The organism is Mesorhizobium sp. M0954, from assembly GCF_040319155.1.
In the GTDB taxonomy this organism is placed as follows: domain Bacteria; phylum Pseudomonadota; class Alphaproteobacteria; order Rhizobiales; family Rhizobiaceae; genus Mesorhizobium.
This window is the reverse complement of sequence record NZ_JAMYNR010000006.1, coordinates 245,179-268,548: the sequence shown is the minus strand read 5'-3', so window position 1 is coordinate 268,548 and position 23,370 is coordinate 245,179. Positions and strand designations below refer to the sequence as shown.

Sequence of the window (23,370 nt, the reverse complement as noted above, 5' to 3'; positions counted from 1 at the left end):
AGGCCTCCTGCCGACCGGTAGGAGACTTACTCCTGATCCTCGGCGCCGCCTCCGTGGAAGAAGGACCGGATTTCCTGCATGTCGACGCTGCCGTCACCGTCCTCATCGACGGCGTTGAATATTCGCCCGACGAAATCCTGGACTTCGCTCTGAGAAAGCGCGCCATCGCCGTCCGCATCTACTATGGCGAACATCATTCGCATCTTCGCGCCATGCATCCCGCGTGGAATGCCGCCGCGCCCTCCCATCTCCCACCCTCGCTCAGGCGGGCCCATCCTGTAGTCGCGATGCCAGCGGTCGGGACCTCGCCGTTCTGTCCAGGGCGCGCGATCTTCCTGCATTCTCTCCTCCAGCATCTCAGTCATCATCTGGCGCATCATATCGCGCATGGCATCCTGGCTCTGCCCGATCACTCCGGGCGACGGTTCGGCGCCACGATCCGGTGCCGGCGCGGCGGGCGCAGGTGGGCTCGTCTGGCCGAATGCCGGCGCGGCCAACATGGCCAGCGCCGCGACAATTACAGTGGTTTTGCTTGCGAGCGTCATCGTATTCTCCATCGGTATGAATTGTGGCCGAATATGTCTGCATCCAAGCCAAACCGGCTGCTCGCCTCATGGTTCCTGGGCAGTCGGGACAACGGCGGAAAAGTCCGCCCGATCGCGGCAACGAAAGCTCGTTGTCCACGTTGCCATGGATGGATGCGACGCTCCACCAGGAGGAAAAAATGGCCGACGATAAGAGCAAGCGAGATTTCCGCGAGCGCGACCGCGTTTCTACGGAAGACGACCGTGAAGTCGAGTATTTTGCCCAACAGAACGGCATCACCGCCGATCAGGTCCGCCAGCTGATCAAGAGCTTCGGCAATGATCGCGGGCGCCTGACTGTAGCTGCGAAGGCATTGCGAGGGATTTCACCTGCCGGAGCCGACGAGGTGACCAGGGAAGCCCGCCAGCAGGCGACACCCATGCATCTCGGCAAACCCGACGAGTGATGCCAGGCAACTGCTCTGCCGCTGCCGCGGGCGTCAGAACTTGCGGCTCAAATAGTCCGAGCCGCGCAGGCCGAACCGCCACTCCGCATCGACAGCCTTGGAAATGCCGATCCGGCGGCCTGTCAGAACGGCGCTGGCGTCGCCCGGCTGCCTGAATTCGAATGGCGGCACGTCCAGCGGCAGCCCGTCATGGGATTTGTCGATTGCCAGCGCCTGGCAAAGGCGACCCGGTCCCGAACAAAGCAGCCGGGGATCGTCAACGCCGCGATTGGCCCGCATCACCTCCAGCCCGGATTGCGGTTCGATTGCGCGGACAAGCACGGCACTGCCGGGCAGGCACACGGCATTGAGGCACCAATGCAGGCCATAGGAGCGATAGACATACGCGCTGCCTGGGGCGCCGAACATTGCGCCGTTGCGCACCGTCCTGCCACCGAACGCATGCGAAGCCGGGTCATCCGGGCGATAGGCCTCGGTCTCGACGATGATGCCGCCAACGCCGTGCAAGAGCAGCGAGGCGCCAATCATGTCGCGCGCCACGGTGGTGGCGTCACGGGCAAAGAAACGATGGGTCGTGGTCATTGTGCGGCAGACTCGATCGCGCCTGGACCTGGCGCGTCAGCAAGTTCCCGGACCGGACACGAAATGTCCAGCCACAGCTCTCGGATGAAGGTATTCAGCGCAGCATGGCTGCGCCGATGAAAACCGCCGCGGCCAGCACGACGATGGCGGCAATCACCAGCACCGGCCAATATCTGCTCGGTTGGACGTCGGGCTCATCCGTCAGCGGGCGCATCGCATTGGCATAGCTCGCCTGGTTGGTAAACTTCGCCGTTTCATGGCGCGCGGCAGGGCTCTTCGGCGGAGCGTTGCCGGCTGATTCCGCGTCGGTCTCCATGGGAGCCGCAGCCGGGTCGATGCCCGGGGTCTTGTCCCCTTCGCGCCCGGCGTCGATATCGCCCCGCGCTTGAGCCGGGCTTCGCCCAAGAGGTGCTGCGTCGCTCATCGTCGAGGTCCTTTCAGAGCATCGGCCTCAAGCATTCTAACCTGCGTCTCATTTCAAAGTTCCCCCGTTTCAAAATTCCCCGGTTCAAAGTTCCCCGGTTCAAAGTTCCCCCGTTTCAAAGTGCCAACGAGCGGAAACCGCCTGGGCCTGCTTCCAGGAACAACCGGCGATCGAGCGGGTTGAGCAAGCATCGGGAGAGCAACATGGACTTGGTGCGCCACGCGCCCAGATCGGCAGTTCGAAACAGGCTCCAGCGCATGATCTACTTCACCGCCGACACGCATTTCAGCGACCCGCGCATTTTGCGCATCGACCGCCGCCCGTTCGGCTCGCTGGCGGAACATGACCGGTCGCTCGTTGCGTTCTGGAACGAGACTGTCGGGCCGGACGACGAGGTCTGGCATCTCGGCGATTTTGCCAGGGGATCGGCCGCGTTCGTGTCGTCGCTTCTGGCGTCTCTTCATGGCAGCAAGCATTTGATCATCGGCAACAACGATGCTGCAGCCACCATCGAGGCCACAGGTTGGGCGAGCACGCAACACTACAAGGAGCTGGCGCTCGACGGCAGTCTGCTGATCCTTTGTCACTACCCTTTTCGCACCTGGAACCAGATCGGCAGGAAATCGATCGACCTGCATGGCCATTCCCACGGCAGGCTGACCCCGGTCACGCGCCAGTATGACGTCGGCGTCGACAGCTGGGATTTTCGTCCGGTCACGCTGACCACCATCCTTGCCAGCCGCGGCCGAAGGGCGGCGCGGCAAAGCCGTCAAAAAGTCGAGTGATCGAAAGTGCCGGCCGTGCGTTGAGGAATTTCAACGCCAGGGAGCACGCCATGAACAGACGTGAACTGATCGATGCCGACGGCGGCAAGCGTGTCGCAAAGCCCATCCCGCGCGATGCCGCGTTCGACAGCACCTTGGCCCTGCTGCGCGAGGGCTATGACTTCATTTCGGCCCGCTGCCGGCGCATGAACACCGACATCTTTGCGACGCGCCTGATGCTGCGGCCGGCAATCTGTGTCCGTGGTGCCGAGGCTGCCGAGATGTTTTATGGCGGCGACCACTTCACCCGAATTGGTGCGATGCCGCAGACCACGCTGCGTCTGCTGCAGGACAAGGGCAGCGTCCAGGCGCTCGACGGCGCCGCTCACCGCCACCGCAAGGCGCTTTTCCTGTCGATCCTGTTGGATGGTGACCAGATCGAGCGGCTCCGCGCAACCTTCCGTCGCGCCTGGCTCGATCAGCTGGAAGACTGGCAGCGGCGTGACGAGATCGTCCTGTTCGACGCCGTAAACCTCGTCCTGACCCAGGCGGCAGCGGCTTGGGCCGGCATCCCCGCCGACAAGGATCGCGCCGAACTCTGCCGCGAGCTCAGCGGCATGGTCGAGAACGCCGGCGGCATTGGGCCGTCGACCGTGCTGGCGCTGTGGCGGCGACGCCGGACCGAACGCACTATCGGCGAGCTTGTACGGCGCGTTCGAAGCGGCGCGCTTGATTTGCCGGCAAACAGCCCGGTCCGCCTGGTCAGCGAATATGTCGATGCCGAGGGAATGCCGCTCGATCTTGCCGGTGCCGCGGTCGAAATCATCAACATTATCCGTCCAATCGTCGCCATCGGCCGCTTCATCATGTTTGCGGCGCTGGCGCTTCACCAGCACCGCCAATGGTATGACAAGTTCGCCGCCGGCGATGACGACGGGCTGGAAGCCTTCGCCGAGGAGATTCGCCGGCTCTACCCGTTCTTCCCGTTCATCGGCGGCCGCGCCCGCCACCCCTTCGAATGGAAGGGCTACCGTTTCCACCAAGGCGACTGGGTCCTGCTCGACCTGCACGGCACCAACCATGATCCGCGCCTGTTTGTGGAGCCGGACCGATTTATCCCGGAGCGCGGCTTGAGCTGGAAAACCCACGGCTTCGACTTCATCCCGCATGGCGGCGGAGATCCGGCGACTACCCATCGCTGCCCCGGAGAAGCCGTCACCGTCGCGCTGATCATGGAAGCGGTTCGCCTGCTGACGCGGTCGATGGCCTACCAGGTGCCTGATCAGGATATGACCGTCTCGCTTGCCCGCATGCCGGCGCGGCCGAAATCCGGGTTCAGGATAGATAATGTGCGGCAAACACCCCGCTGAAAGGCTGCCGGTCGAACCGGAACCTCTGCGGAGCTGAGGCGTTCGAAAATTGCAAGGCGTAAAGGCAAACGCAATGGCTCAGAAGATCACGACAGGCGCGAACGACCGGCCGCGCAATGAAACCATCGGCCAATCCGGCGAAGGCCTGCCGGACGATAGCAGCAGGCCGCTCGAGGTCGACGAAGGCTGGGTCGCCCGGCTGAGAAACAAGCTGCAGGGCAAGCCCCGGCAAGCCGGTCAGACCAACACGGACGAAGTCCCCGCAGGCACTCCAGGCGCTGGCGAGAATATTTGCCGCCGCTGTGCAGGGTCAGGCATGATCGACGGCCGCACCTGCCCCGAATGCGGCGGAACCGGCAAGGTGACGACGCCGATAGGCGGAGGCTGAGCAATTCCAGGAAAAGTGTGAAGCGGTTTTCCGTCCGGTATTTGCGTCAAACAATACGATAGACCGGTTCTGCGTTCCGCGGAACGATGAACCGTCCAGCGGCGGTCAGATCGCCGGCACCCACTTCCAGAACACGCCTTCCTTGCGTTCGGGGTAGTGCTTGAACTCGCATTCGAAGCGCCAGCCGTAGTTCTTGGCGGCGGCAAGCGCCTCCTTGCTGACCGGGTTCATGCCGGTTCCCGGCGCAAACCAGTCCTCCAGCAAGTCGTCGGGGATATAGGCGCCGATCCTCAAAGGCAGCTTTTCGAGGACGACATCCATTTCAGGTGGTGCAGGCACGGGGGCGCTCCTTTGAAACCTACCCGCGAAGAAGCCGTTTAACGCCAAGCGGGTTCATTCTTCTGTTCATAGTCCTGGAACGCCTTCTGGAGACCGCCGATCACCTCGGCGGACGTCTCGAACATCGCCTTCAGCTGCGGCTCATCGACCTTCTCGATGTCCTCGCGAAGGTGCTGCTTCACCTCCTCCAACTTTTTCTGCATTTTCTGCGTGTGGTGGCGCGGATCGCGGTCGGCAGCGCTAGTCATGATCAATCTCCAATTTGTGGATCTCGGAGAACTCGCCCGGCTCTGAGGATCGACAGGCGGGTTTGCAGCGTAAACGGCTTGCCGATAGCTGTGGTTCCCGACTGCGGATGCGGTCTTCGCGCGCCCAACGCGCTGTTCCTGGGTTCAACCGCCCGGTAGCAAGTCCGAAGGGCGCTTGCCGCGAATTCAAGACGCAAGCAGTGGCAGACGAGCATCGACCTATAGCCTACGCCTCGTCCGCGATCCATTCGAGCGAGGCGCCATGCGGGTCAGTCCAAGCTACAGGGGAGCCGTTCGCAGATAGGAGGAAGCGGCCAGGCGGCCAGCTTGTTCCGGCGCGTGTGGCGATGGACGGGAAGACGCGAGGGAACTCGTTCGATACCCAATAAGGCGCGAGACGCATCGCCTGCTCGGCGAAAGCTTCTCTGTCACCAAGGTCGGAGACATAGTCGAGGACGGCTGTGTGAAAGATGACGAGTGTAGCGTCGTTTGGCGCTTCGTTGCAGAGTTGCACGAGGTCGCTCCCGCGCAGGTCGCCCTTCACCACCCGAGGCTTGACTGTGGCAGCGATCTTTAGGGCCGCCCGCAGATTGGCAAGCCGTGCTGTCTGTTCCGGCCAGACCAGTGTCTCAAGCCATGCGACTTGCGAGTCGTCCGAAGCATCTATCGGGCTCAGGTCCAATCCAGCCCGCCAGACGACTTGCGGCAAGGCCGTCGGCAATGGCGTTGTTTCGCTGGCGAGGCATCGGAAGACAGGCGGCTCCAAGGCCATTGCAGGTGCGCGGATCACCTTGCGTCCGTAGTCATAGCCGTAGAGGTCGGGCATGAGGCAGAGCCCTGCGGAGGTCCCGACCTCGATGAGGGCCAGCGGCTGCGGCAAACGCGCCAGGACGGGGAGCAGGGTGGCGCATCTTCCCGGCTCGTTGGTTTGCGTTGAGCGCTCGAGCATGAGCGAGCGGATAGCGTCGGGATTAGCCTGAAGCGCCTGGCGAAGCTCGGTCCACCCTGTTGGCGTGCCGAACAAGTGACGCACCGCTGCAAGTAGAAGGTTCGGTTGCCGCTTTAGGTCCGGAAGAGTCGACAGGAAACCGAGCGCCTCCCGATCCCCAGCGACTGCCCGAGCCAACTCCTCGTAGAGCGGCGAGCGACCGCGAGCTTCCGTATCGGCGAAGCGAATATATCGGGCTGAGATCTCGGCCAAGCCCTCCTCGTCCATATCCGCTGATCCTCGGTCCCAACGTCTCATCACAGTACACGATCCACGGATCTGATTGGAGCCAGGCCCGGCGTTTTTACACAGGCTTGACCCCCGCGGACTTTCCCGCGGTCGCCTGCTTAACCGTTGCGCTAGGAGGCTGTGCGCAATCCAAAATCTGGGGAGCTGTCCCTAATTGGTGTCTCACCCAGGGGTGCGGTCCACCATGTCTCCGGTATAAACCGCGACCCATGTGTCCGGGTTGGACAATTTGAGATTTGGCGCACCCGACAGGATTCGAACCTGTGACCTCTGCCTTCGGAGTGCAAATTCCTTGCATCGAAGCGAGCCGCCAAAAATACGATACAGCACGAAAACGCCTATTTTAACAAGAGCTTGTTGAATTTAAGGCTGACCGCCTGTACGCTACATCACTCCATCATCCGGTTCGACCTGGTGAGTATGTGGTGAGCAAGGGATCGCGTCGTGCCGAAGCTGACAAAAACGGTCGTCGATAAGGCTGTGCCACGAGAGAAGCAGTTCACCATCTGGTGTAGTGAACTCAAGGGCTTCGGCATCTTCGTCCAGTCGAGTGGGACACGCACCTATTTCGTCGATTATCGGAACGTCCATGGTGTCCGTAAACGCATGACCATTGGGCGGCATGGACCGCTCACCGTGGAGCAGGCGCGCAAGCTGGCCATGGCAGAACTCGGCGGTGTCGTGAAAGGCAGGGATCCTGCCGACGATCGGGCAACACGCCGTCGATCGATTACGGTTCGCGAATTGTGTCAAGATTATCTGGCGATGGCAGAGAAGGGCTTGGTGCTCGGCAAGGGAAATCGCTCCAAAAAGGTGAGCACTCTTTACACTGACCGGGGACGGATCAACCGGCACATCGTTCCGCTGCTTGGCTCGACGCGCGTAGTAGATCTCAGCAAGGCCGACATCAACCGCTTCCTGAGAGACGTGGCGAGTGGCAAGACCGCCAAGGTCGAGAAGACCGGGAAGCGCGGGAAATCGATCGTGAAGGGCGGGGCAGGCACCGCGGCACGCACGACCGGTTTGCTGAGCGGCATCATCTCCTTCGCTGTCGACCAGGGCATCATCGAGACCAATCCAGTGCATGGCGTGAAGCGCCCTGCGGATGCACGTCGCCGCCGTCGGCTTTCACCCGAGGAATACGGACGGCTCGGCCGTGCGCTGGCAGAAGCCCGAGCGGAGGAAGAGACGCCGCAATTGATCGATGCGATCGGGCTACTTGCCCTCACCGGCTGCCGTTTGGGCGAAATCATCAACCTCAAGCACGCCGAAGTAGATCGAGCTGGCGGGTGTCTCCGACTGGAGGACAGCAAGGAGGGAGCATCGCTGCGGCCGATCGGACGAACGGTGTTGGACTATCTCGCAACCATTGAGGCAGTGGAAGACTGCCCAACCGTGCTCGCACCCGTGCGCGACGGGCAGGTGTTTGGCGGAATGGCGAGAGGCTGGAAGCGGATTGTAAAGAAGGCGAAACTTGAAGACGTGACGCCCCACACCCTGAGACATTCCTTCGCCTCGGTCGCCTCAGAGCTCGGCTATACGGAGCCGACCATCGCAGCGATGTTGGGTCATGCAGCGGGCTCAATCACCAGCCGTTATATCCATCATCTTGATAGCGTGCTCATATCGGCTGCCGACCAAGTCGCAGCCACAATCCATGCGATGATGGTCGTTCAGCCGGAAGAGGCGCAGCCAGATCAGGCGCTTTGAGTTCCAGGACGGTAGTCGAAGATCTTTGAAGGCAATCGACCGATCGCGGCCGAGAGCCGATGTTCCTATCGACACGACAGAGGTCAGCCGTGCGCCAACTGCTGACGCTCAGCGCGAAGACAATCAACGTCCTGTTAGGGGCACGGAAGTGAAATGGCAGCTCTCGTGCTACTGACTTAGAGAGCGGACCGTAGGTTGGGGTGGACTTCGTCACCACCTGACCTTTTCTGGCATTGAGTTCCAGCCGGTCTGCGGCGTAAGCGGAACCCGATCATGCCGCCGCGCTACTCAATGCGATTTGATTACTCGGCCTAGCAATCTGACGACCAACGCTTGCTCTGCATGCGTGTCGAAGATTTTCACGCTGGTCGACCACGTTCGTGGCTTGGCGGCAAAGAGCGCCCGCCTCGAGCGCGCATATTATCCTGAAAAAACTTCTTCATCTCTCGAAAAGCAGTGAATCCAAAACAGCGGGCAAGCCTTGTCAGAGCGGTAGTGCCGACGCCACAACGGCGGGCGATTGCCTCAGCGCTTTCGAATGCAATGATCTCCGGTTTTTCGAGTGCTTGCCGAGCTACCTTCTCGAGAGCGGGGGTTAATCGAAGCTCGCGCTTCGCGATCGCAGTTTTGATCTCATCAAGACATTTTGGTCTGTGTGCAAGTACAGGCGATTTCATCCGAAAACCTCCAGAACTTCGAAGAACCGGCAGCCAGACGGTCCTGAGATCCAGCCCATGACGGCAAGGTTTTCAAGAGCCACCTCAGCCCAAGCGCTCGGAGGCGAACGATCCGGGCGAGGCAGGGAAAACGACGGTCTTGTTGCCGTTGAGGAAAACCCGTCGGTGGATATGGGCGTGAATTGCCCGGGAGAGCACCTGTGCCTCGACGTCGCGGCCGAGGCTGACATAGTCCTCATTGGACTGCGCATGCGTCACACGGATCGTGTCCTGCTCGATGATCGGGCCCTCGTCCAGATCGGTCGTCACGTAGTGTGAAGTGGCTCCGATCAGCTTTACACCTCGCTCGTAGGCCTGTTTGTAGGGATTGGCGCCCTTGAACGAGGGCAGGAAGGAATGGTGGATGTTGATGATCCGGCCTGACATTTTCCGGCACATCTCTTCCGAGAGAACCTGCATGTACCGCGCCAGGACAACCAACTCGGCGCCTGTCTCCTCGACGACGCGCATCTGCTGTGCCTCTGCCTCGGCCTTGTTCTCATTCGTCACCTTGATGAGGTGAAACGGGATGTCGTGGTTCACGACGACCTTCTGGTAATCCATGTGATTGGAGATCACTGCGACGATGTCGATCGGAAGCGCTCCGATACGCCAGCGATAGAGAAGATCGTTGAGGCAATGGCCAAAGCGCGAAACCATTATGATGACCCTGCGCTTGACGCTCTCGTCGAAGAACTCCCACTCCATGCCGAAGTGCGAGGCGATTGTTTTGAAGCCCGAACGGAGTTCTTCCAGCCCCCACCCGCCTTCGGAGCGGAAGCTCACCCGCATGAAGAAGTTGCCGGTGTCGGCGTCGTCGAACTGCGCGCTGTCGGTAATGTTGCAGGTCTGGTCGGCGAGAAAGGTCGCGATCGCAGCGACGATCCCCCTGGTGGAGCGACATTTGACGCGAAGTGCAAAGTTCAACATTGGCTCTCTTCCTGAGCGGACTACGCCTGAAGGCTGCGACGAAACGCTGTCAGCGCGTTGGAAGCAGGCAGGCGATCGTCATTGGGCCGACGCCACCAGGGACGGGCGACTTTGAGCATGGTTGTCCTCTGGCTTTGCTGTGTCTGGTTAATCTTCAAATCAGCGAGAAAGCTTTGAAGGTGCTTGCCCGCTGATAGGGACGAGGCCGTCCCCTCCCCATTTGAGGGATGGCTCTGGAGCTGGTTCAGGCTTTCACCTGTTCCAGGAATTGGCCGTATTCCGCCTCCGCGATCGAAACATTGTGCTGCGGCTGCGGGTAGGCGCCGGAACCGACGTCGGCGATGAATTCCTTGAACGCCGCAATCCGCTCTTGCTGGAGCCGCGCAAACTCAGCCGCGAAATTGCGATAGGTCTTGGCGTGACGTGGCTTGTGGCCGTCGGTGTGGCCCAGCACGTCCTCGGCGAACAGATATTGCGCGTCGGCTCCCGGACCGGCCCCCATGCCAAGCATGATCATCGATGTGTTCTTCGAAATGAACTCGCCGATCCGGTCCGGCACCACTTCGAGCTCAGCCCCGAAGCAACCTATAGCTTCAAGCTGCTTTACCTGCTGCCAGACCTTCAGAGCTTCCTGAGCGGTCTTGCCCACGGCGCGGAACCCGGTCCAGGTGATGTATGAAGGGACAAGCCCGACATGCGCGACGATCGGCACGTGGTTGTCACAGAGTGCTTTCTGGATGTCGTAGGCGGCCGCGCAATAGAAGCAGTCGCCGCCCATGGCGGCAAAATGGAAGGCTGCGCGCAGATGGTCCTCGGCCGTCGCCAGGGGGTGGCCGTTGAAAGTCCCCCAGCCACCGTAAGGTAGCCCCACCTGCACGAAGCAACGCCCAGCCGCCTCGCGCATTTCGGGGGAGAAGAAACGGCCCTCTATGGAGAGCATGTCGATGCCTGCCGCGTCGGCCGCTGCCGCCTCTTCGAGCGTCGTCACATAGAGCATCGAAATTTTCTGCCCTCGCGCCTTCATGGCTCGAATGTCGGCAACTGTGGGACGGGTGTTCCTGTGGACCATTGCTTTACACCGTGAATGCGTTGCGGAATGCGTCGAGCGCGGCTTTCGGGTCGCCCGAGGCAAAGGCTTCCATCCCGACGGGGCCGGTATAGCCCATCGCCTTCAGCGCCTTGGCGACGGCGTGCCAGTTCACTTCGCCGGTGCCAGGCTCCATGCGGCCCGGCACATCCGCGACCTGGACCTCGCCGATCCATGGCAGGCAGGTGCGGCAGAGTTCGATCAAGTTCCCTTCGCCGATCTGCGCATGATAGAGATCCAAGTTGAGGCGCAAGCGCGGATGGTCGATCGACGAAACCAGCGCCAGCGTGTCTTCCGCGCGTCCGAAGGGCACGCCGGGGTGATCGACAGGAAGATTGAGGTTTTCCAGCGTGAAGGTCACGTCCTCCTTCTCGGCCATTTCCGCGACGCGGTGCAGCGTATCGCGCGCTTTCAGCCACATGGCACCGGTGACCACCTCGACCGGCGTGACCGGCAAGCCACCCTCGCCGAGGCCCGTTCCGTGGAGGTTCAACCGCGCGACGCCGAGGCGTTTTCCCACCTGGGCGGTCTGTCGCGCCGTTTCCAGCAACTCCGCAGCCCCCTCCTCATCGGTCAGGCGCCCCCGCAGGTAGCCGTTCATGATGGAGAAGGTCGCTCCTGATTTCTCCAGCTTCGTCAGATCATGGTCGGGCCAATTCCAGAGGCCGACCTCGAACCCCATCTCGTGCAGGCGAGCGGCGCGCCATTCGATGGGCTTGTCGCGCCAGAGCATTTCGGCGCAGGCGGCGAGTTGAAAGAATTGGCCCATGATGACTCAAACCTCGATCATGACGCGGCCATTCTCGACCTTCGTCTTGTAGGTCTTGAGGTTCTCGCAGGCCGGTGGCGTCTCTACTTCGCCGGTCGTGAAGTCGAAAACGGAAGCGTGCTTGGGGCATTCCACCGTGTTCCCCATGACGAGACCGTCGGCAAGGTGGATCTTCTCATGCGTGCATAGCCCGTCTGTGCAATAGTATTCATCCGCGTCGTTGCGGAAGATCGCGAAGGTACGACCGCCATTTTCGAAGCGTTTGGCTTCCTCGGCTTCGATTTCAGCAGCGGCACAAGCGTCAACCCAGGGCATCGAGTCTCTCCTCAGATATTTTGTGGTTTGAAGTCTGCGGGAGCTGACGGCATCACGCCCTGGAGCAGCGCGACGGACTTTTCGAGCCCCTCCAGCGAATTCAGCAGTACGTCTTCGTGCTCGATGGAAAGCCAGCCGTCATATCCAGCCATCTTCAGTCGATAGCAGAACTGTCGCCACCACTCCTCGCCATGGCCGAACCCAAGCGTGATGTAACTCCATGACCGGGCTGGAATGTCCATCAGGCTGCCATTCTCAAGCAGCGAGGTCGTTGCCTGAACGGGCTTGTTGAGCATCGTATCCTTGGCGTGAACGTGATACAGGGCCTCGCCCAGCGCCTCGGCAGCGACCAGGGGGTCGGCCCCCATCCAGAACAGATGTGAGGGATCCAGGTTGGCGCCAACGACGGATCCCACCGCTTCTCGCAATTTCAGCAGCGAGGGCACGTTGTACACGCACTGATTGCCATGGAGTTCCAGTGCGATGCGATCGACGCCGTTTTCCTTCGCCAGCGCCGCGATCTCGGTCCAGAACGGGATCAGCTTTTCTTCCCATTGATATTTAAGGATGGTCTGCGTTTCCGGCGGCCAGGACGAGACGACCCAGTTCGGCATGCTGTCGCTGGCGCTGCCTGCCGGCAGACCGCTCATGGTGCAGACGGTGCGAATGCCCATCTCGCCGGCGACGCGGATCGTGTCTTTCAACCCTTGGCCTTGTGCCGGATCGGTTGGGTGCAGCGGATTGCCGTTTGCATTGAGGCTGATGATCTCCAGGCCGCGTTCCTCGAAGGCTGCAGCAAACCGCTTCTGCGCGTCCCTGTTACCCAGCATGGACGAAAGCCGGAAATGCGGGGCGGTCGACCAGCCGCAAGTGTTCACCTCGATGCCGGATACCCCCATGCGGTGGGCATGATCAAGCACCGTGTCGAACGGCAGATTGCCGAGACTGTCTGAAACGAAACCCAGCTTCACGCGTAGAACTCCGGCTTTGCAATCATCTGGACAGGCGTACGACGGGCTTGCTTCAGCGCTACCACGCCGGCCTCGGCAACGACGGCGGCGCAGTAGCCGTCCCAGCAGTCCGAGGCGGTCGCGGGGAACTCACCGGTCATGACAAAGCGAAGGAAGTCGCGGTTCTGGCGGCGATAGGCATCGTAATAGCGGGTGCGCCAGTCGGCGTCGTAGTTTGTGCTTTGGGTAAGCGCTGACTCCGTGCGGGTGTAGGCAACGTTGTTGGTTGCCACGGCGCCGTTCTCGCCAATCAGCTCGGCGCGGACGTCATAGCCGTAGGCGGCGTTGTTGTTGATCTCAATGTTGACGAGCTGCCCGTCCACCGTTTCCAACACCATGAAGACAGGGGCGACACGCGCGTCGGAGCGGCGCGGCTGGAATGCGGAGATTGCAGCATATTCGGTGCCGAGCACATATCGCACGACATCGAATTCGTGCGGGGCTGAATTGGTGATAGCCATCGCGCCGGTAAAATCGGCCGCAGGTGTTTCAACATTGCGATGGAAATTGTGCATCATCAACGCCCGGCCGAGAAGACCATTATCGAGCGCTTGCTTCATTTCCTGATAGGAGCGGTCGTAACGCCGCATGAAGCCGGGCTGGACGAATTTCGCCCCCGCTTTCTGTTCGGCTTCCATCACCGCGATGCAGTCAGCCGATGATTGTGACAGGGGCTTTTCGCATAGGACGCGCTTGCCGGCGGCAATGCAGGCCAACGAAAGCGGCGCATGCGTGAAATCGGGGCTCGCAATGATCACGGCGTCCACGTCTTGCCGGGCGATGGCGCCCTTGGGGTCGGTGGCAATGTCGAAGGCGCCGCACGTGTCGGCGACGCGGCGAGCCCGCTGCTCATCCATGTCGCAGACCAATTGGAGCTTTGCGCCCGGCAGCTCCTCGGCGACTATCTTGGCATGATCGGCGCCCATCAAGCCGGCGCCGATCACTGCAATGCGGATTGTCATCTCAGTCCTATTCTTTGCGTTTCGAATTTACGGGGCAGCGGCGCGCCGTGATGCGCAGCCGACTTGCCGGGGCTCCAGGGAAGGTCTACGGAGCGGCTGATCCCTCCCCTCATGCTCGGCTATGTAACCCTCGACCTTGGCTTCCAGGTCGGCCATGGTCTCGCCGCCAGCCATCAGATCCGTAATCTCCTCGCGGGACTTTTGGCCCTTGCGGAAATCGGCGGCGATGGCGCCGCGGATCAGCACCGCGAAATGATCGCCGACCGCCATGGCGTGCATGACCTGGTGGGTGATGAAGACCACAGCCAGGCCGCGCTTCTTGGCCTCATTGACGATACGCAGCACATGCGAGGCCTGCTTGACGCCGAGCGCTGCGGTCGGCTCATCCAGGATCAGCACGCGCGCTCCAAAATACACAGCGCGGGCAATCGCAAGCGACTGGCGCTCACCGCCCGACAGGCCGCCGACCAGGCGGTCACCGTCGTCAATACGGGTGATTCCGAAATCCCGTACCGCTTTCACCGCGATCTCGTTGGCGCGCTTGCGGTCGTAGATCTTGAACGGCCCCCAACCTTTGGTCGGCTCGAGGCCAACGAAGAAAGATCGCCCGATGCTCATCAGCGGGAACGTGCCGCCGAACTGGTGCACCGTGGCGATGCCCCGTGCCTGCGCCTCGCTCGGCCCGGAAAAGGTCACCGGCTGACCATCCATCAATATCTGGCCGCTGGTTGGTTTGTGGACCCCGGCCAAGGTCTTGATGAGGGTGGACTTGCCGGCGCCGTTGTCGCCGAGAAGGCAAAGCACTTCGCCGGCGCGCACGCTCAGCGAAATGTCATGCAGGACATCGATCGGACCGAAGGATTTGTTGACGCTTTTCAGCTCGAGAATGGCAGGTTTGTCGTTCATGGCGTGCTCACCTCTTCATCTGCGAACCGGTTTGCCTGATGCGGTTGATCGGCCAGGATATTCATCGAAGCTCGATGCCCGTTGACGGAAGCGAGTTCAGTGCCCGGCTGCTGTAACAACTCGTTTCTCATGGGTTTGCTGGCTCCCGCGGCAGGCTTCGCTTACCCCGCGGTCTGAAGTACAAAGCCAAATCGCGGAACGACTGGTTCATCAGCACGGCCACCAAGAGCATCACACCGATAATCAGGTTCGACCAGTTTCGGTCGATCTGGGTGAAGTAGATGCCCTGGCTGACGATGGCGAAGGTGATGGTGCCGACGAAGATACCAACAACCGACCCGAAACCGCCGGTCAGCAATACGCCGCCCACCACCACGGACACGATGGCGTTGAAGATGAAGTTCATGCCGCCGGAGACTTGGGCGGAATTGAACAGGATCGCCTGGCAGATGCCAACAAAGGTGGCGCTGACTGCGGACAACACAAACAGCGCAATGGTCATGCGGTCTGTCGGAATTCCGGCGTTGCGGGCGCTGACACGATCGCCGCCCATTGCAAACAGCCAGTTGCCGTAACGGGTCTTGTGCAGAACGAAGCCGATGATCACGGCGAATGCGATCCACCAGATGATGATGACTTGGTGGCTGCCACCGATCAGCTGGCCGAACAGGAATTTGGCCCAGCCCGGCGCGGTCAGGGCAACGCTGGCAGTCCCGGTCAGAAGCACCGAAGCGCTGAGCACCACCCCCTGCATGGCGACCAGGGTGGCCAGAGTAATGATGAGCGAGGGCACCGAGGTGCGGATCGTCAGCAGGCCGTTGACCAGGCCGACCGCCACGCCGACTGCCAGCGCCCCAGCAATTCCCACCCCAATGGGCAGTCCGTAATAGCCGGTGAGTATAGCGGTTGTCATGGAACCCGCGGGGATCAAAGCGCCGATGGAGATGTCGAGTTCGCCTGAGATCATCAGTAACCCGACGGGAATGGCGACAATGCCCAGATTGGCCGCGAAATTGACCCAACTCGCCGCGCCAACGAGCGTACCCAGGTTGGCGCCGCCGAACAAAACGAAGAACAGCACCACGCCGAAAAGACTGAGGATCGAGCCGGCTTCGGGGCGACGCAGCACGGATTTGATTGCGTCCATCATGACTGTTTTCCCTTCTTCGACGAATAGCTGAGTGCCAGTTGCCGGAAGGTGTCGTTTGTCAGCACCGCGATCAAAAGAAGCGCGCCGATTATGACGCTTCCGATGTTGGGATCCATGCTCGTGAAGTAGATGCCCTGGTTCACGATCGAGAAGGTAATCGTGCCAAACACGATGCCAACGATCGAGCCGAACCCGCCCGTAAGCAGAACGCCCCCGATGACCACACACATGATGGAATTGAAGATGAAGGACTGACCGGCCAGAACCTGCGCACTCTGGTAGACCATCACCTCGCTGACCCCGACGAAGGCGGCGCTGAAGCCGGACAGCATGAACAGGCCGATGGTCAGCCGCTTGGTCGGGATGCCAACGTTGCGCGCGCTTTCCTTGTCGCCGCCGAGTGCATAGATCCAGTTGCCCTTCGGGGAGATGTGCAACAGCCAGAACAGGCCAATCACGAACACCACCCACCACAGGATCGTGACCTGGAACATGCCGCCGAGATAGTCGCCGAAGATTGCCTTGGTGAGCGGGTTCGGCACAAGCGAGACGCCGGTGCTGCCGGCGATCATGACGGTGAGACCTAGCGTCAGGCCCATCGTGAGGAACATGGTGCCAATAGTGATTATGAGCGACGGGATGGTCGTTCTCGTCACGAAGAGCCCGTTGAGGAGGCCGACAGCGAGGCCGAGGCCAAGCGCGGCCGTTATGCCTAGCCAGTCGGGCAGCCCATAATGACCCGACACGATAGCAGCGGTGAGAGACGCTGCGGGGATCACGGCACCGACCGAGATGTCCAGTTCCCCGGCGATCATAAGCAACCCGACCGGCAGCGCGATGATCCCGATCTCAGACGCGATGTTCAACCAGCTGGCCGTGCCCGCTGCCGACATGAAACCACTTCCGCCGAACAGGCCAAAGAAGAGAAGAACTGCGACCATGCCGAGGAACGAGCCTGCCTCTGGTCGACGCGCCAGCCGGCCGAAGGCCAGTCCGGACCACGCGCGGTCCGCCGCCGGAGTTGAAGTGGATGTCACGGGATGTGCCATTAGGGTAATCCGCGATCACGCGGCCGGCCGCAATGTGGCCGCCGCAGAGAGAGGGAAAAAGGGCCGCCCGCTGTAAAGCGAGGGCGGCCCAGGCGGGAGGATTATCGCGTCCCTGCTTTCACACCGGCGATGGTGGCATCGACGTTTGTCTTGTCGATGATGCCTGGTCCCGTAAGGATCTCGCGGGTGGGCACCGCCAAGCCGTAATTGACGTGGCCGTTCAGGATCGCTACAGCCAGGTATCCCTGCAGGTAGCCTTGCTGGTCGATCGCGCAGGCTTGCTTGCCATCCTTGATGTTGTTCAGGATGGTTTCGTCAAAGTTCATGCCGCAGAGTTGCACTTTCCCAACCTTGCCGGCCTGGGTAAGGCCGTTCATGGCCGAGTTGGCGTCAACGTTGCCGATGGTAAAGACGGCATTCACGTCCTGGTGCTGCAGCAGATAGGCTTTGACCGCCTGGGCGACGGCCGTTGCCGAGCCGAAGGATGTAGCGGGCAATGGCAGGACGTCGGCTTCGCCACCGCCGTTCTTCATCCCCTCCTTGAAGCCGCCGCAGAAGGCCTCAATATTGGCGGCGCCGGGCAGCGTGTTGATACAGACGCCCTTCTAGTTGCCGGCCTTGGTGAGGTACTCGCCAGCCGCGACACCGCCTTTGTAGTCGTCTGAGCCGACATAGTTCATGGCGCCAAGACGATCGGCCGCTTTCAGGCCGCCGGCGTTGTAGATGATCAGGGGAATGCCAGCATCCCTCACTGCCTTGAACGCCGGGTCCATCGCTTCCGGCACCCAGTCCGGGCCGACGATGGCGTCGGCCTTCTGATCGATGGCCTGACGGATCAATTCGGCGGCGTCCACGCCCAGATTGTCATAGTTCTGCGGCCCGAGCCAGGTGACCTTGCCACCTTGGGCCTCGACGACCTTGCCAGCGTCTTCAGCACCGCGCTTTACGATCGACCAAAACGGATCGTCCGGCTTGCCGCCAACCACGAAGATATTGGCAGCGAGCGTCGCGCCGGCGCTGAATCCAATCAGCACCGCTGTCGACACGAGTGTCTTGAAAAGCTTCATAGTCTTCCTCCCAATTTACCCCGTGGGGTCTCAACAAAAAAGTCTTGCTGTCCCGGGCCCACTCCTCTCAGGCGCAGTCGAAACAGCGTTTGGATCGTTATTCCGCCGGCATTCCAGACGTGGGATCGCTGCGGCCTTCCTGCTGGCCACGCATTTTTTCCTTCTTCTTGCGGAAGCGGGCCTTCATGACCTCATCGGCTTCTTTGCTGCCATCGTGCCAAGTGCCGAACAGCTTATCGAGGGGTACCAGCCCATCACCGCCGTAGTTCACCTCGAAATACTTGTGGTGCAGGTAGTGCACGTACGAATGGCTATCGAGTTTAACCTTGTCGGTGATTTCGAATGTCTCGAAGCCGAGGTGGCCGTTCACCGCTCCAAATCCCGCTCCGTGCAGCGTGAAGTAGGCGCAGACCGGATTAGAAGGGATCAACAGGTGCAGCCAGGCTTCAGCATGATAGAGGAAGCCTTCGACCGGGTGCATCGACAGCGACGACCAGGGACTTGGATTGATCGAGTTATGATGGACCGAATGCACCCATTTGTAGAGCGGCGGCCAATGGATCGCCCGGTGAAGGAAGAAGAAATAGACCTCATGCACGGCCGGCGCGATAAGCACCAGGAACGAGAGGTAAAGCCAATTCGTCGTCCATGGCAGCCAGACCGCCCAGCTGTTTGCATAGACCCACAGCATCACGATCTCGACCACTGTCCATAGTGGTATCGTGACGAAAAACGAGCGGGTGAAATTGTCGATGTTCTGGCTTTGAAACCAAAACACGTCAGACGGCGCGTCCGAAGGGAATTTTGGATTATATTTGAAGCGGTTCTGTTGCTTGCGCTGGAAGTAATAGCGCAGCTCGAAGAAGCCGTAGAAGAGGAATATGCCGGCGGCGTTTAGGCCGTATAGCCAGAAGTAGTTGAGAACTGACAAGGTCGCGAGGCTCTGCCAGCTTGGGATAAGGAAGTTCACCCAAATAATCGACGTGGAAATATGAAAGGCGTTCCACGGCCAAAGAAATTCAGGAATCCACGCCACCACCTTCTTTGCATTGAACGGACGATGCCAGATTGGCGCCGGCTCGGCCCGGCGATGCGGAGCCCAGTTACCGCGTTTATCGCGCGTTCCATACTGAAGGTCATCCATCGTAACAGCGCCTCCCTGCGGAGCTATTCCCAACTGGGCTCGTCAAAACATCGGCCCTCAATTGGGCGGGATTCATATCGGAGGCTTGATATTTCTAGAAGGCGAAAATAGTATCAAAGCGACATTTGTATCATTTAATATCAGTCATGATGATATAGCTGGGATGGAGCTCATGAGGCGGCCGACAATCCACGATCTCGCTACTGCGGCAGGCGTTTCGGTGGCGACCGTGAACCGAATTCTGAGTGGCACCGTTTCAGTACGCCCGAAGACCGTCCAACGAGTACAAAGCGCAGCGGAGGAAATTGGGTTTTACGGAATCGGAGCCATTGATGATCGGGCTCGTAAAATATCTCCACACTACCGATTGGGCTTCCTGCTTCAGCAGTCGACCCGTGATCTCTACCAATTGTTCGGGAAGAAGATTATTGCCGCCTGTCGCGAGCGTCGCGACGAGGTCATCGATCCAATAGTCGACTTCGTGGATCTGCTGACGCCGGAGACAATCGCGAGCCGTCTGATTGCGCTGGGCGATTCATGCGACGCCGTTGCGGTGGTCGCGGCAGATCACCCCATCATTGGCCAGGCCATCCGTTCGCTGAAGGAGATGGGCAAACCGGTTGTCTCCTACATCACGGATCAGTCCGCGCCGGAAAGGGCCGCATATGTAGGCACCGACAACTGGAAGCTGGGGCGCACTGCAGCCTTCCTGATTACCCAAACCACTCACGGACCGGGTCGTATAGCGGTTTTCATAGGCAACCACCGGTATCAATGCCAGGATGTGTCAGACGCCAGTTTCCGTTCCTATTTGCGCGAGCACGCTCCACGGCTAGCGGTAGAGGAAAGCCGTCCGACCCACGAGGAAGCCAGTGAGGCCTATCGAATGGTGACTGAGCTTCTGAAATCGACTGACGATCTTGTCGGAATTCTGATCGTCGGCGGCGGAATAACTGGTGTACTTCGTGCCTTGAGGGAGGTGTCTCCTGAGCGGCGGTCGGGTATCAAAGTAGTATGCCGTGACATTGGACCCGAAACTCGAAAGGGACTGTCTGAGGGCCTGATCACTGCAGCTCTTTGCCACCCGCTCGAATCGACCTCGGCCCTTCTTGTCCAAACGATGGTCGATGTCATTGGACCGCAAGCACCATTTGCCACCCTTCAGCGATCCATACCTTTTGAAATCGTCACGCCGGAGAATATCTGACGCAGATGTCAGCTACTGGCGCGGGCGTCCTGCGACCCGATAAGGATGTCCGCTTTCAGGTGACGCACAAACGGACCTCAACGGCTATATTGGGGCGCGTTGCATCCACGGCTCCACTCGGAAATGGAGCCGCATCTTGGTTAGACTTCCGTGGCCTCGGCGAGTTCGAGGGCATCTTCTACGTCGACGCCGAGATACCTCACTGTGTTCTCGATTTTGGTGTGGCCCAGCATAATCTGGACGGCGCGGAACGATTGTCTCGCGGCACCTGAGCATATCACCCGGATCGCTCTTTTCCCACGACAATGAGATGAGCCAGGTTAAGACCATCGCGCCGCATGCTTGCACAACACTGTTGCAATAGTCACCGCATCACACTCCAATCCAGTCATACGAGCAAGCGCATTGCCATCTTTTGGACCGCCTCGCGCACGTTGCAGCCCTTTGCTTCCGCCAGGCAGGACATCGATCCGCCGATGATATAGGCAGCTTTTGCCGAGGCATCCTGCACTCCGCGGAGAGACAGCTCCAGTTCGAGCCGCACTTTAAGCGCCGCCCGAAACCGGGGCAGTAAAGCATCCCCACGCTTGCCCGCCATTGCGTCGGCAAAAAAGTCCGGTGCTGCGCCCACGTGCGAAACCAGCCAGTTCAGCGTCGCCAACGGTTCGCTTGGCCGCGTTGAAGGCTTTATGTCACCCAATATATCGGAAAAGATTTCGTCCAGCAGGTCAGCTTTGGTGTCGAAATGCTCGTAAAAGGAGGAGCGCGCAACGCCCGCTCGACGGCAGATGGCACTTGCGGTGATTTCGGACCAATCACCCTGCTGTAACAAGTGCATCAGGGCCTCCTTCAATGTGGCGCGCGTGCGCACGGCGCGCGGATCATCGGACACATTGGTCTGCACCTGTCCGGAAAGATGACCGCCCATCTGGTTCTTCTGCACAAATCCGTTACCTCTCTCGAACTTATCAGACACCTGTCTGAAAACTCAAGGAGGACCGAACATGGGTATCGAGAATATAACTCGGCGGCTCATCCGCTGGGGATTGTACCCGGTTTCGTGGATCTGGGTCATCTACGCGTTGAACCGGTTCCTGGCGATGGGCGTGGACGAGCGCCCCGCCTGGATATTGATCACCCTGCCACTCTTGCTGACCTATCTGGTTATCGAGTTGACGTTGCCGATGCAGAAACGCTGGTCGATGACCTGGCGAACACTGTTGCCGGACCTTGCCTATATCGTATCGTCCGGGGCGACCGTGGCATTGGTCTCCGCGGTACTTGCGATGCTGACGATCACCATTTCCAGCAAAACCGGTGGCCCAGCACGTGATTGGCCGATCTGGATTCAATTGCCAGTCCTGTTCGTCGTCTTCGAGTTCATGAATTATCACATCCACCGAGGCATGCATGAACTGCGGGGGCCACTGGGCGGGTTGCTCTGGCGTATCCACGCTGCGCATCACTTGCCGGAACGGCTTTATCTGCTGATGCACGCTGTTTCGCATCCGTTCAACGCAGTGCTCGTTCAGGCGTCTGCGATCATTCTGCCAATCTGGCTCATGGGATACTCAACCGACGCGGTTCTGATCTTTCTCGTTATCAATGCCTTTCATGGCATCATCAGCCATTTCAACGTTGATCTGCGCCTGGGATGGGCCAATTACATCTTCGTTGGTCCGGAAGTGCATCGTTACCACCATTCTGCGGACGTGAATGAGGCCAAGAATTACGGCGCAACCCTGACACTTTGGGACCAGATCTTTGGCACCTTCGTTTTCCATCCGGGCCTTGCACCACAGGACCTGGGCGTCTCTCCGGACGCAAACCTTCCCCACTATCAGCAGATTCCGTCAGTACTGGCCTTGCCCTTCCGACGCTGGTAGTCAGGAAAGCTTTGAGCAAGCAGAGCACGTTTTAGATAAGTGAGATCTCGGCGCTGATCGTAGGCCCTCTGTTCCAAATCTTTTTTGGCGGTTGGTTGCTGCAGCAAACGACGGCTTTTGTATTTGTGGAACGACGGTCGAATGACCGATGTTGGGGGCCCGGAGCAGACCGGTAGGTTGCCAGTCTATCCAGCCCGGTTGAGCACCGCGATGGCTACGTTGGAAATCCATTTCTGCCGAGTGAATGCCCTCAATTGTCTGAACGTTCGCCCGGAGAGGCAGGCGACTCCCCCGAACCATATCGAGGAGCGCGGTAGCCAGTACGTCTCGAATAGGCTGCCCTTCCTACAGCCTTCTGAAGATTGGCAGGGCGATCGACCCATTGCTGACAACGACAATATTCGGATCGGCGCGGACCGAGTCGTACTGAATGTTCGGACTGCCTGAGATTGCGTCAGTTGACCCCTTAGCTGACCTATCGAAGCTCTAATTCGGCACGCGAAAGCGAAGCACCGGGCCGTCCCAGTGATCCGTTTGAACATCGTCTTCAGTCAAATCCATCACATTGGGGAAACCGCCGATGGTCCGTCGCCAGAACGCCAGCGCGAACACGTTCTTCCGGGCGACCGCGGCCTCCCAAATTCCAGAGTAACGCGCAAAAACCGCGTGAGCGGCAGCGGTTCCGACACCGTTGCGACGATACTTTCGCAGCACGAAAAACTCGGCAATGTTCATGTCCACCGGGGCTAGAACATGGCTCTCGTTGTTCAGGAGCGCAAAGCCTACGATTTGTGAGCCGATGCGGAGCAACAGCGGAGTGTGTGAAGAGTCGGTCCAATAACGGTCCAGAGGATATGGGGCGAACCGTCCCTCGACATCCACGTCGCCCAGATCCGTCCCTGCCCAATTTTCCGAGAAGTCATGGGTATAGAGCTGGAATAGATTCTCAATCGCACCTCGCTCCCGGAGGCTCGCAGGCGTGACTTCGACAGGCCTAGTGTCCTTTGGCATATAAGCCCTCCCACCCATTTCCTCGATACAGCGACGGCTTCGACAACCCGGTGAAGTGACTTAGGCCCTTTATTACTCGGCATGCGCATAGCATCGTCGCGAGCTTTG

The 23,370-nt window shown here is 60.0% G+C and carries 26 protein-coding genes and 2 pseudogenes; 7 read left to right on the top strand and 21 right to left on the bottom strand.

Annotated elements, in window-relative coordinates; all coding sequences use genetic code 11:
* Positions 1 to 26: 26 nt before the first annotated feature.
* On the bottom strand, positions 27 to 545 hold the full coding sequence (locus tag NKH93_RS11105; protein ID WP_352539895.1) for an EF-hand domain-containing protein: 519 nt from the start codon (positions 543 to 545) through the stop codon (positions 27 to 29).
* Positions 546 to 568: 23 nt separating this feature from the next.
* Here NKH93_RS11105 and NKH93_RS11100 point away from each other — a divergent pair, with 23 nt between their 5' ends.
* Positions 569 to 991: a DUF3606 domain-containing protein gene (locus NKH93_RS11100; RefSeq protein WP_352970310.1), complete on the top strand. Its 423-nt coding sequence runs from the start codon at positions 569 to 571 to the stop codon at positions 989 to 991.
* A 33-nt stretch (positions 992 to 1,024) separates the two neighbouring features.
* Here the strand turns inward: NKH93_RS11100 and NKH93_RS11095 are convergent, their stop codons facing one another.
* Both NKH93_RS11095 and NKH93_RS11090 read right to left on the bottom strand, forming a co-directional pair.
* Complete coding sequence (locus NKH93_RS11095; protein ID WP_352539897.1) at positions 1,025 to 1,573, bottom strand: DNA-3-methyladenine glycosylase; 549 nt, start codon at positions 1,571 to 1,573, stop codon at positions 1,025 to 1,027.
* Between the two features lie 94 nt (positions 1,574 to 1,667).
* A complete protein-coding gene (locus NKH93_RS11090) occupies positions 1,668 to 1,997 on the bottom strand; it encodes a hypothetical protein (RefSeq protein WP_352970308.1) in 330 nt (109 codons plus the stop codon).
* Between the two features lie 257 nt (positions 1,998 to 2,254).
* Here NKH93_RS11090 and NKH93_RS11085 point away from each other — a divergent pair, with 257 nt between their 5' ends.
* From NKH93_RS11085 to NKH93_RS11075, 3 genes are all read left to right on the top strand, one after another.
* On the top strand, positions 2,255 to 2,782 hold the full coding sequence (locus NKH93_RS11085; protein ID WP_352539899.1) for a metallophosphoesterase: 528 nt from the start codon (positions 2,255 to 2,257) through the stop codon (positions 2,780 to 2,782).
* A gap of 50 nt (positions 2,783 to 2,832) precedes the next feature.
* Positions 2,833 to 4,131, top strand: a complete 1,299-nt coding sequence (locus NKH93_RS11080; RefSeq protein WP_352970306.1) for a cytochrome P450 — start codon at positions 2,833 to 2,835, stop codon at positions 4,129 to 4,131.
* A gap of 73 nt (positions 4,132 to 4,204) precedes the next feature.
* Positions 4,205 to 4,519: a hypothetical protein gene (locus tag NKH93_RS11075; protein ID WP_352540042.1), complete on the top strand. Its 315-nt coding sequence runs from the start codon at positions 4,205 to 4,207 to the stop codon at positions 4,517 to 4,519.
* Positions 4,520 to 4,624: 105 nt separating this feature from the next.
* On the opposite strand, the gene NKH93_RS11070 is transcribed toward NKH93_RS11075, so the two are convergent.
* The 3 genes from NKH93_RS11070 to NKH93_RS11060 all read right to left on the bottom strand — a co-directional run bounded on the left by NKH93_RS11070 (position 4,625) and on the right by NKH93_RS11060 (position 6,322).
* On the bottom strand, positions 4,625 to 4,858 hold the full coding sequence (locus NKH93_RS11070; protein WP_352539901.1) for a hypothetical protein: 234 nt from the start codon (positions 4,856 to 4,858) through the stop codon (positions 4,625 to 4,627).
* A 38-nt stretch (positions 4,859 to 4,896) separates the two neighbouring features.
* Entirely contained in the window at positions 4,897 to 5,106 is a 210-nt protein-coding gene (locus NKH93_RS11065) for a hypothetical protein (protein ID WP_352474763.1), read from the bottom strand.
* Positions 5,107 to 5,332: 226 nt separating this feature from the next.
* Positions 5,333 to 6,322, bottom strand: coding sequence for a DUF2332 domain-containing protein (locus NKH93_RS11060; RefSeq protein WP_352474762.1), 990 nt, complete (start codon positions 6,320 to 6,322; stop codon positions 5,333 to 5,335).
* A gap of 465 nt (positions 6,323 to 6,787) precedes the next feature.
* Here NKH93_RS11060 and NKH93_RS11055 point away from each other — a divergent pair, with 465 nt between their 5' ends.
* On the top strand, positions 6,788 to 8,053 hold the full coding sequence (locus NKH93_RS11055) for a site-specific integrase (RefSeq protein WP_352970304.1): 1,266 nt from the start codon (positions 6,788 to 6,790) through the stop codon (positions 8,051 to 8,053).
* A 359-nt stretch (positions 8,054 to 8,412) separates the two neighbouring features.
* On the opposite strand, the gene NKH93_RS11050 is transcribed toward NKH93_RS11055, so the two are convergent.
* From NKH93_RS11050 to NKH93_RS10995, 12 genes and pseudogenes are all read right to left on the bottom strand, one after another.
* On the bottom strand, positions 8,413 to 8,730 hold the full coding sequence (locus NKH93_RS11050; RefSeq protein WP_352704806.1) for a MurR/RpiR family transcriptional regulator: 318 nt from the start codon (positions 8,728 to 8,730) through the stop codon (positions 8,413 to 8,415).
* An 84-nt stretch (positions 8,731 to 8,814) separates the two neighbouring features.
* A complete protein-coding gene (gene purU, locus NKH93_RS11045) occupies positions 8,815 to 9,699 on the bottom strand; it encodes a formyltetrahydrofolate deformylase (RefSeq protein WP_352970302.1) in 885 nt (294 codons plus the stop codon).
* A gap of 244 nt (positions 9,700 to 9,943) precedes the next feature.
* Positions 9,944 to 10,768: a 3-methyl-2-oxobutanoate hydroxymethyltransferase gene (locus NKH93_RS11040; protein WP_352970300.1), complete on the bottom strand. Its 825-nt coding sequence runs from the start codon at positions 10,766 to 10,768 to the stop codon at positions 9,944 to 9,946.
* A gap of 4 nt (positions 10,769 to 10,772) precedes the next feature.
* Positions 10,773 to 11,555: a TIM barrel protein gene (locus tag NKH93_RS11035; protein WP_352970298.1), complete on the bottom strand. Its 783-nt coding sequence runs from the start codon at positions 11,553 to 11,555 to the stop codon at positions 10,773 to 10,775.
* Between the two features lie 6 nt (positions 11,556 to 11,561).
* A complete protein-coding gene (locus tag NKH93_RS11030; RefSeq protein ID WP_352970295.1) occupies positions 11,562 to 11,870 on the bottom strand; it encodes a MocE family 2Fe-2S type ferredoxin in 309 nt (102 codons plus the stop codon).
* Between the two features lie 11 nt (positions 11,871 to 11,881).
* A complete protein-coding gene (locus NKH93_RS11025) occupies positions 11,882 to 12,841 on the bottom strand; it encodes a sugar phosphate isomerase/epimerase family protein (RefSeq protein WP_352970293.1) in 960 nt (319 codons plus the stop codon).
* Positions 12,838 to 13,842 carry a Gfo/Idh/MocA family oxidoreductase gene (locus tag NKH93_RS11020; protein WP_352970291.1) on the bottom strand — a complete coding sequence of 335 codons (1,005 nt, stop codon included), beginning with the start codon at positions 13,840 to 13,842 and terminating at the stop codon, positions 12,838 to 12,840. Before NKH93_RS11020 ends, NKH93_RS11025 begins: the two co-directional genes overlap by 4 nt.
* Before the next feature lie 27 nt (positions 13,843 to 13,869).
* Positions 13,870 to 14,748 carry an ATP-binding cassette domain-containing protein gene (locus NKH93_RS11015; protein ID WP_352970288.1) on the bottom strand — a complete coding sequence of 293 codons (879 nt, stop codon included), beginning with the start codon at positions 14,746 to 14,748 and terminating at the stop codon, positions 13,870 to 13,872.
* Between the two features lie 127 nt (positions 14,749 to 14,875).
* A complete protein-coding gene (locus NKH93_RS11010) occupies positions 14,876 to 15,895 on the bottom strand; it encodes an ABC transporter permease (RefSeq protein ID WP_352970352.1) in 1,020 nt (339 codons plus the stop codon).
* Positions 15,895 to 16,839, bottom strand: a complete 945-nt coding sequence (locus tag NKH93_RS11005) for an ABC transporter permease (protein ID WP_352970350.1) — start codon at positions 16,837 to 16,839, stop codon at positions 15,895 to 15,897. Before NKH93_RS11005 ends, NKH93_RS11010 begins: the two co-directional genes overlap by 1 nt.
* 209 nt (positions 16,840 to 17,048) lie before the next feature.
* Positions 17,049 to 18,014, bottom strand: a pseudogene (locus NKH93_RS11000) (sugar ABC transporter substrate-binding protein).
* A 97-nt stretch (positions 18,015 to 18,111) separates the two neighbouring features.
* Complete coding sequence (locus NKH93_RS10995) at positions 18,112 to 19,158, bottom strand: sterol desaturase family protein (protein WP_352970286.1); 1,047 nt, start codon at positions 19,156 to 19,158, stop codon at positions 18,112 to 18,114.
* A gap of 172 nt (positions 19,159 to 19,330) precedes the next feature.
* Between NKH93_RS10995 and NKH93_RS10990 the strand changes: the two genes are divergently transcribed.
* On the top strand, positions 19,331 to 20,365 hold the full coding sequence (locus tag NKH93_RS10990) for a LacI family DNA-binding transcriptional regulator (RefSeq protein WP_352970348.1): 1,035 nt from the start codon (positions 19,331 to 19,333) through the stop codon (positions 20,363 to 20,365).
* Positions 20,366 to 20,505: 140 nt separating this feature from the next.
* On the opposite strand, the pseudogene NKH93_RS10985 reads toward NKH93_RS10990, so the two are convergent.
* Both NKH93_RS10985 and NKH93_RS10980 read right to left on the bottom strand, forming a co-directional pair.
* A pseudogene (locus tag NKH93_RS10985) lies at positions 20,506 to 20,619 on the bottom strand (integrase); the annotation flags it as partial.
* Positions 20,620 to 20,753: 134 nt separating this feature from the next.
* Positions 20,754 to 21,293, bottom strand: a complete 540-nt coding sequence (locus NKH93_RS10980) for a TetR/AcrR family transcriptional regulator (protein WP_352970284.1) — start codon at positions 21,291 to 21,293, stop codon at positions 20,754 to 20,756.
* A gap of 76 nt (positions 21,294 to 21,369) precedes the next feature.
* Here NKH93_RS10980 and NKH93_RS10975 point away from each other — a divergent pair, with 76 nt between their 5' ends.
* Positions 21,370 to 22,251 (top strand): sterol desaturase family protein, encoded by an 882-nt coding sequence (locus NKH93_RS10975; RefSeq protein ID WP_352970282.1) that lies wholly within the window; start codon positions 21,370 to 21,372, stop codon positions 22,249 to 22,251.
* A gap of 486 nt (positions 22,252 to 22,737) precedes the next feature.
* On the opposite strand, the gene NKH93_RS10970 is transcribed toward NKH93_RS10975, so the two are convergent.
* Positions 22,738 to 23,262, bottom strand: a complete 525-nt coding sequence (locus NKH93_RS10970; protein ID WP_352970280.1) for a GNAT family N-acetyltransferase — start codon at positions 23,260 to 23,262, stop codon at positions 22,738 to 22,740.
* Positions 23,263 to 23,370: the final 108 nt, after the last annotated feature.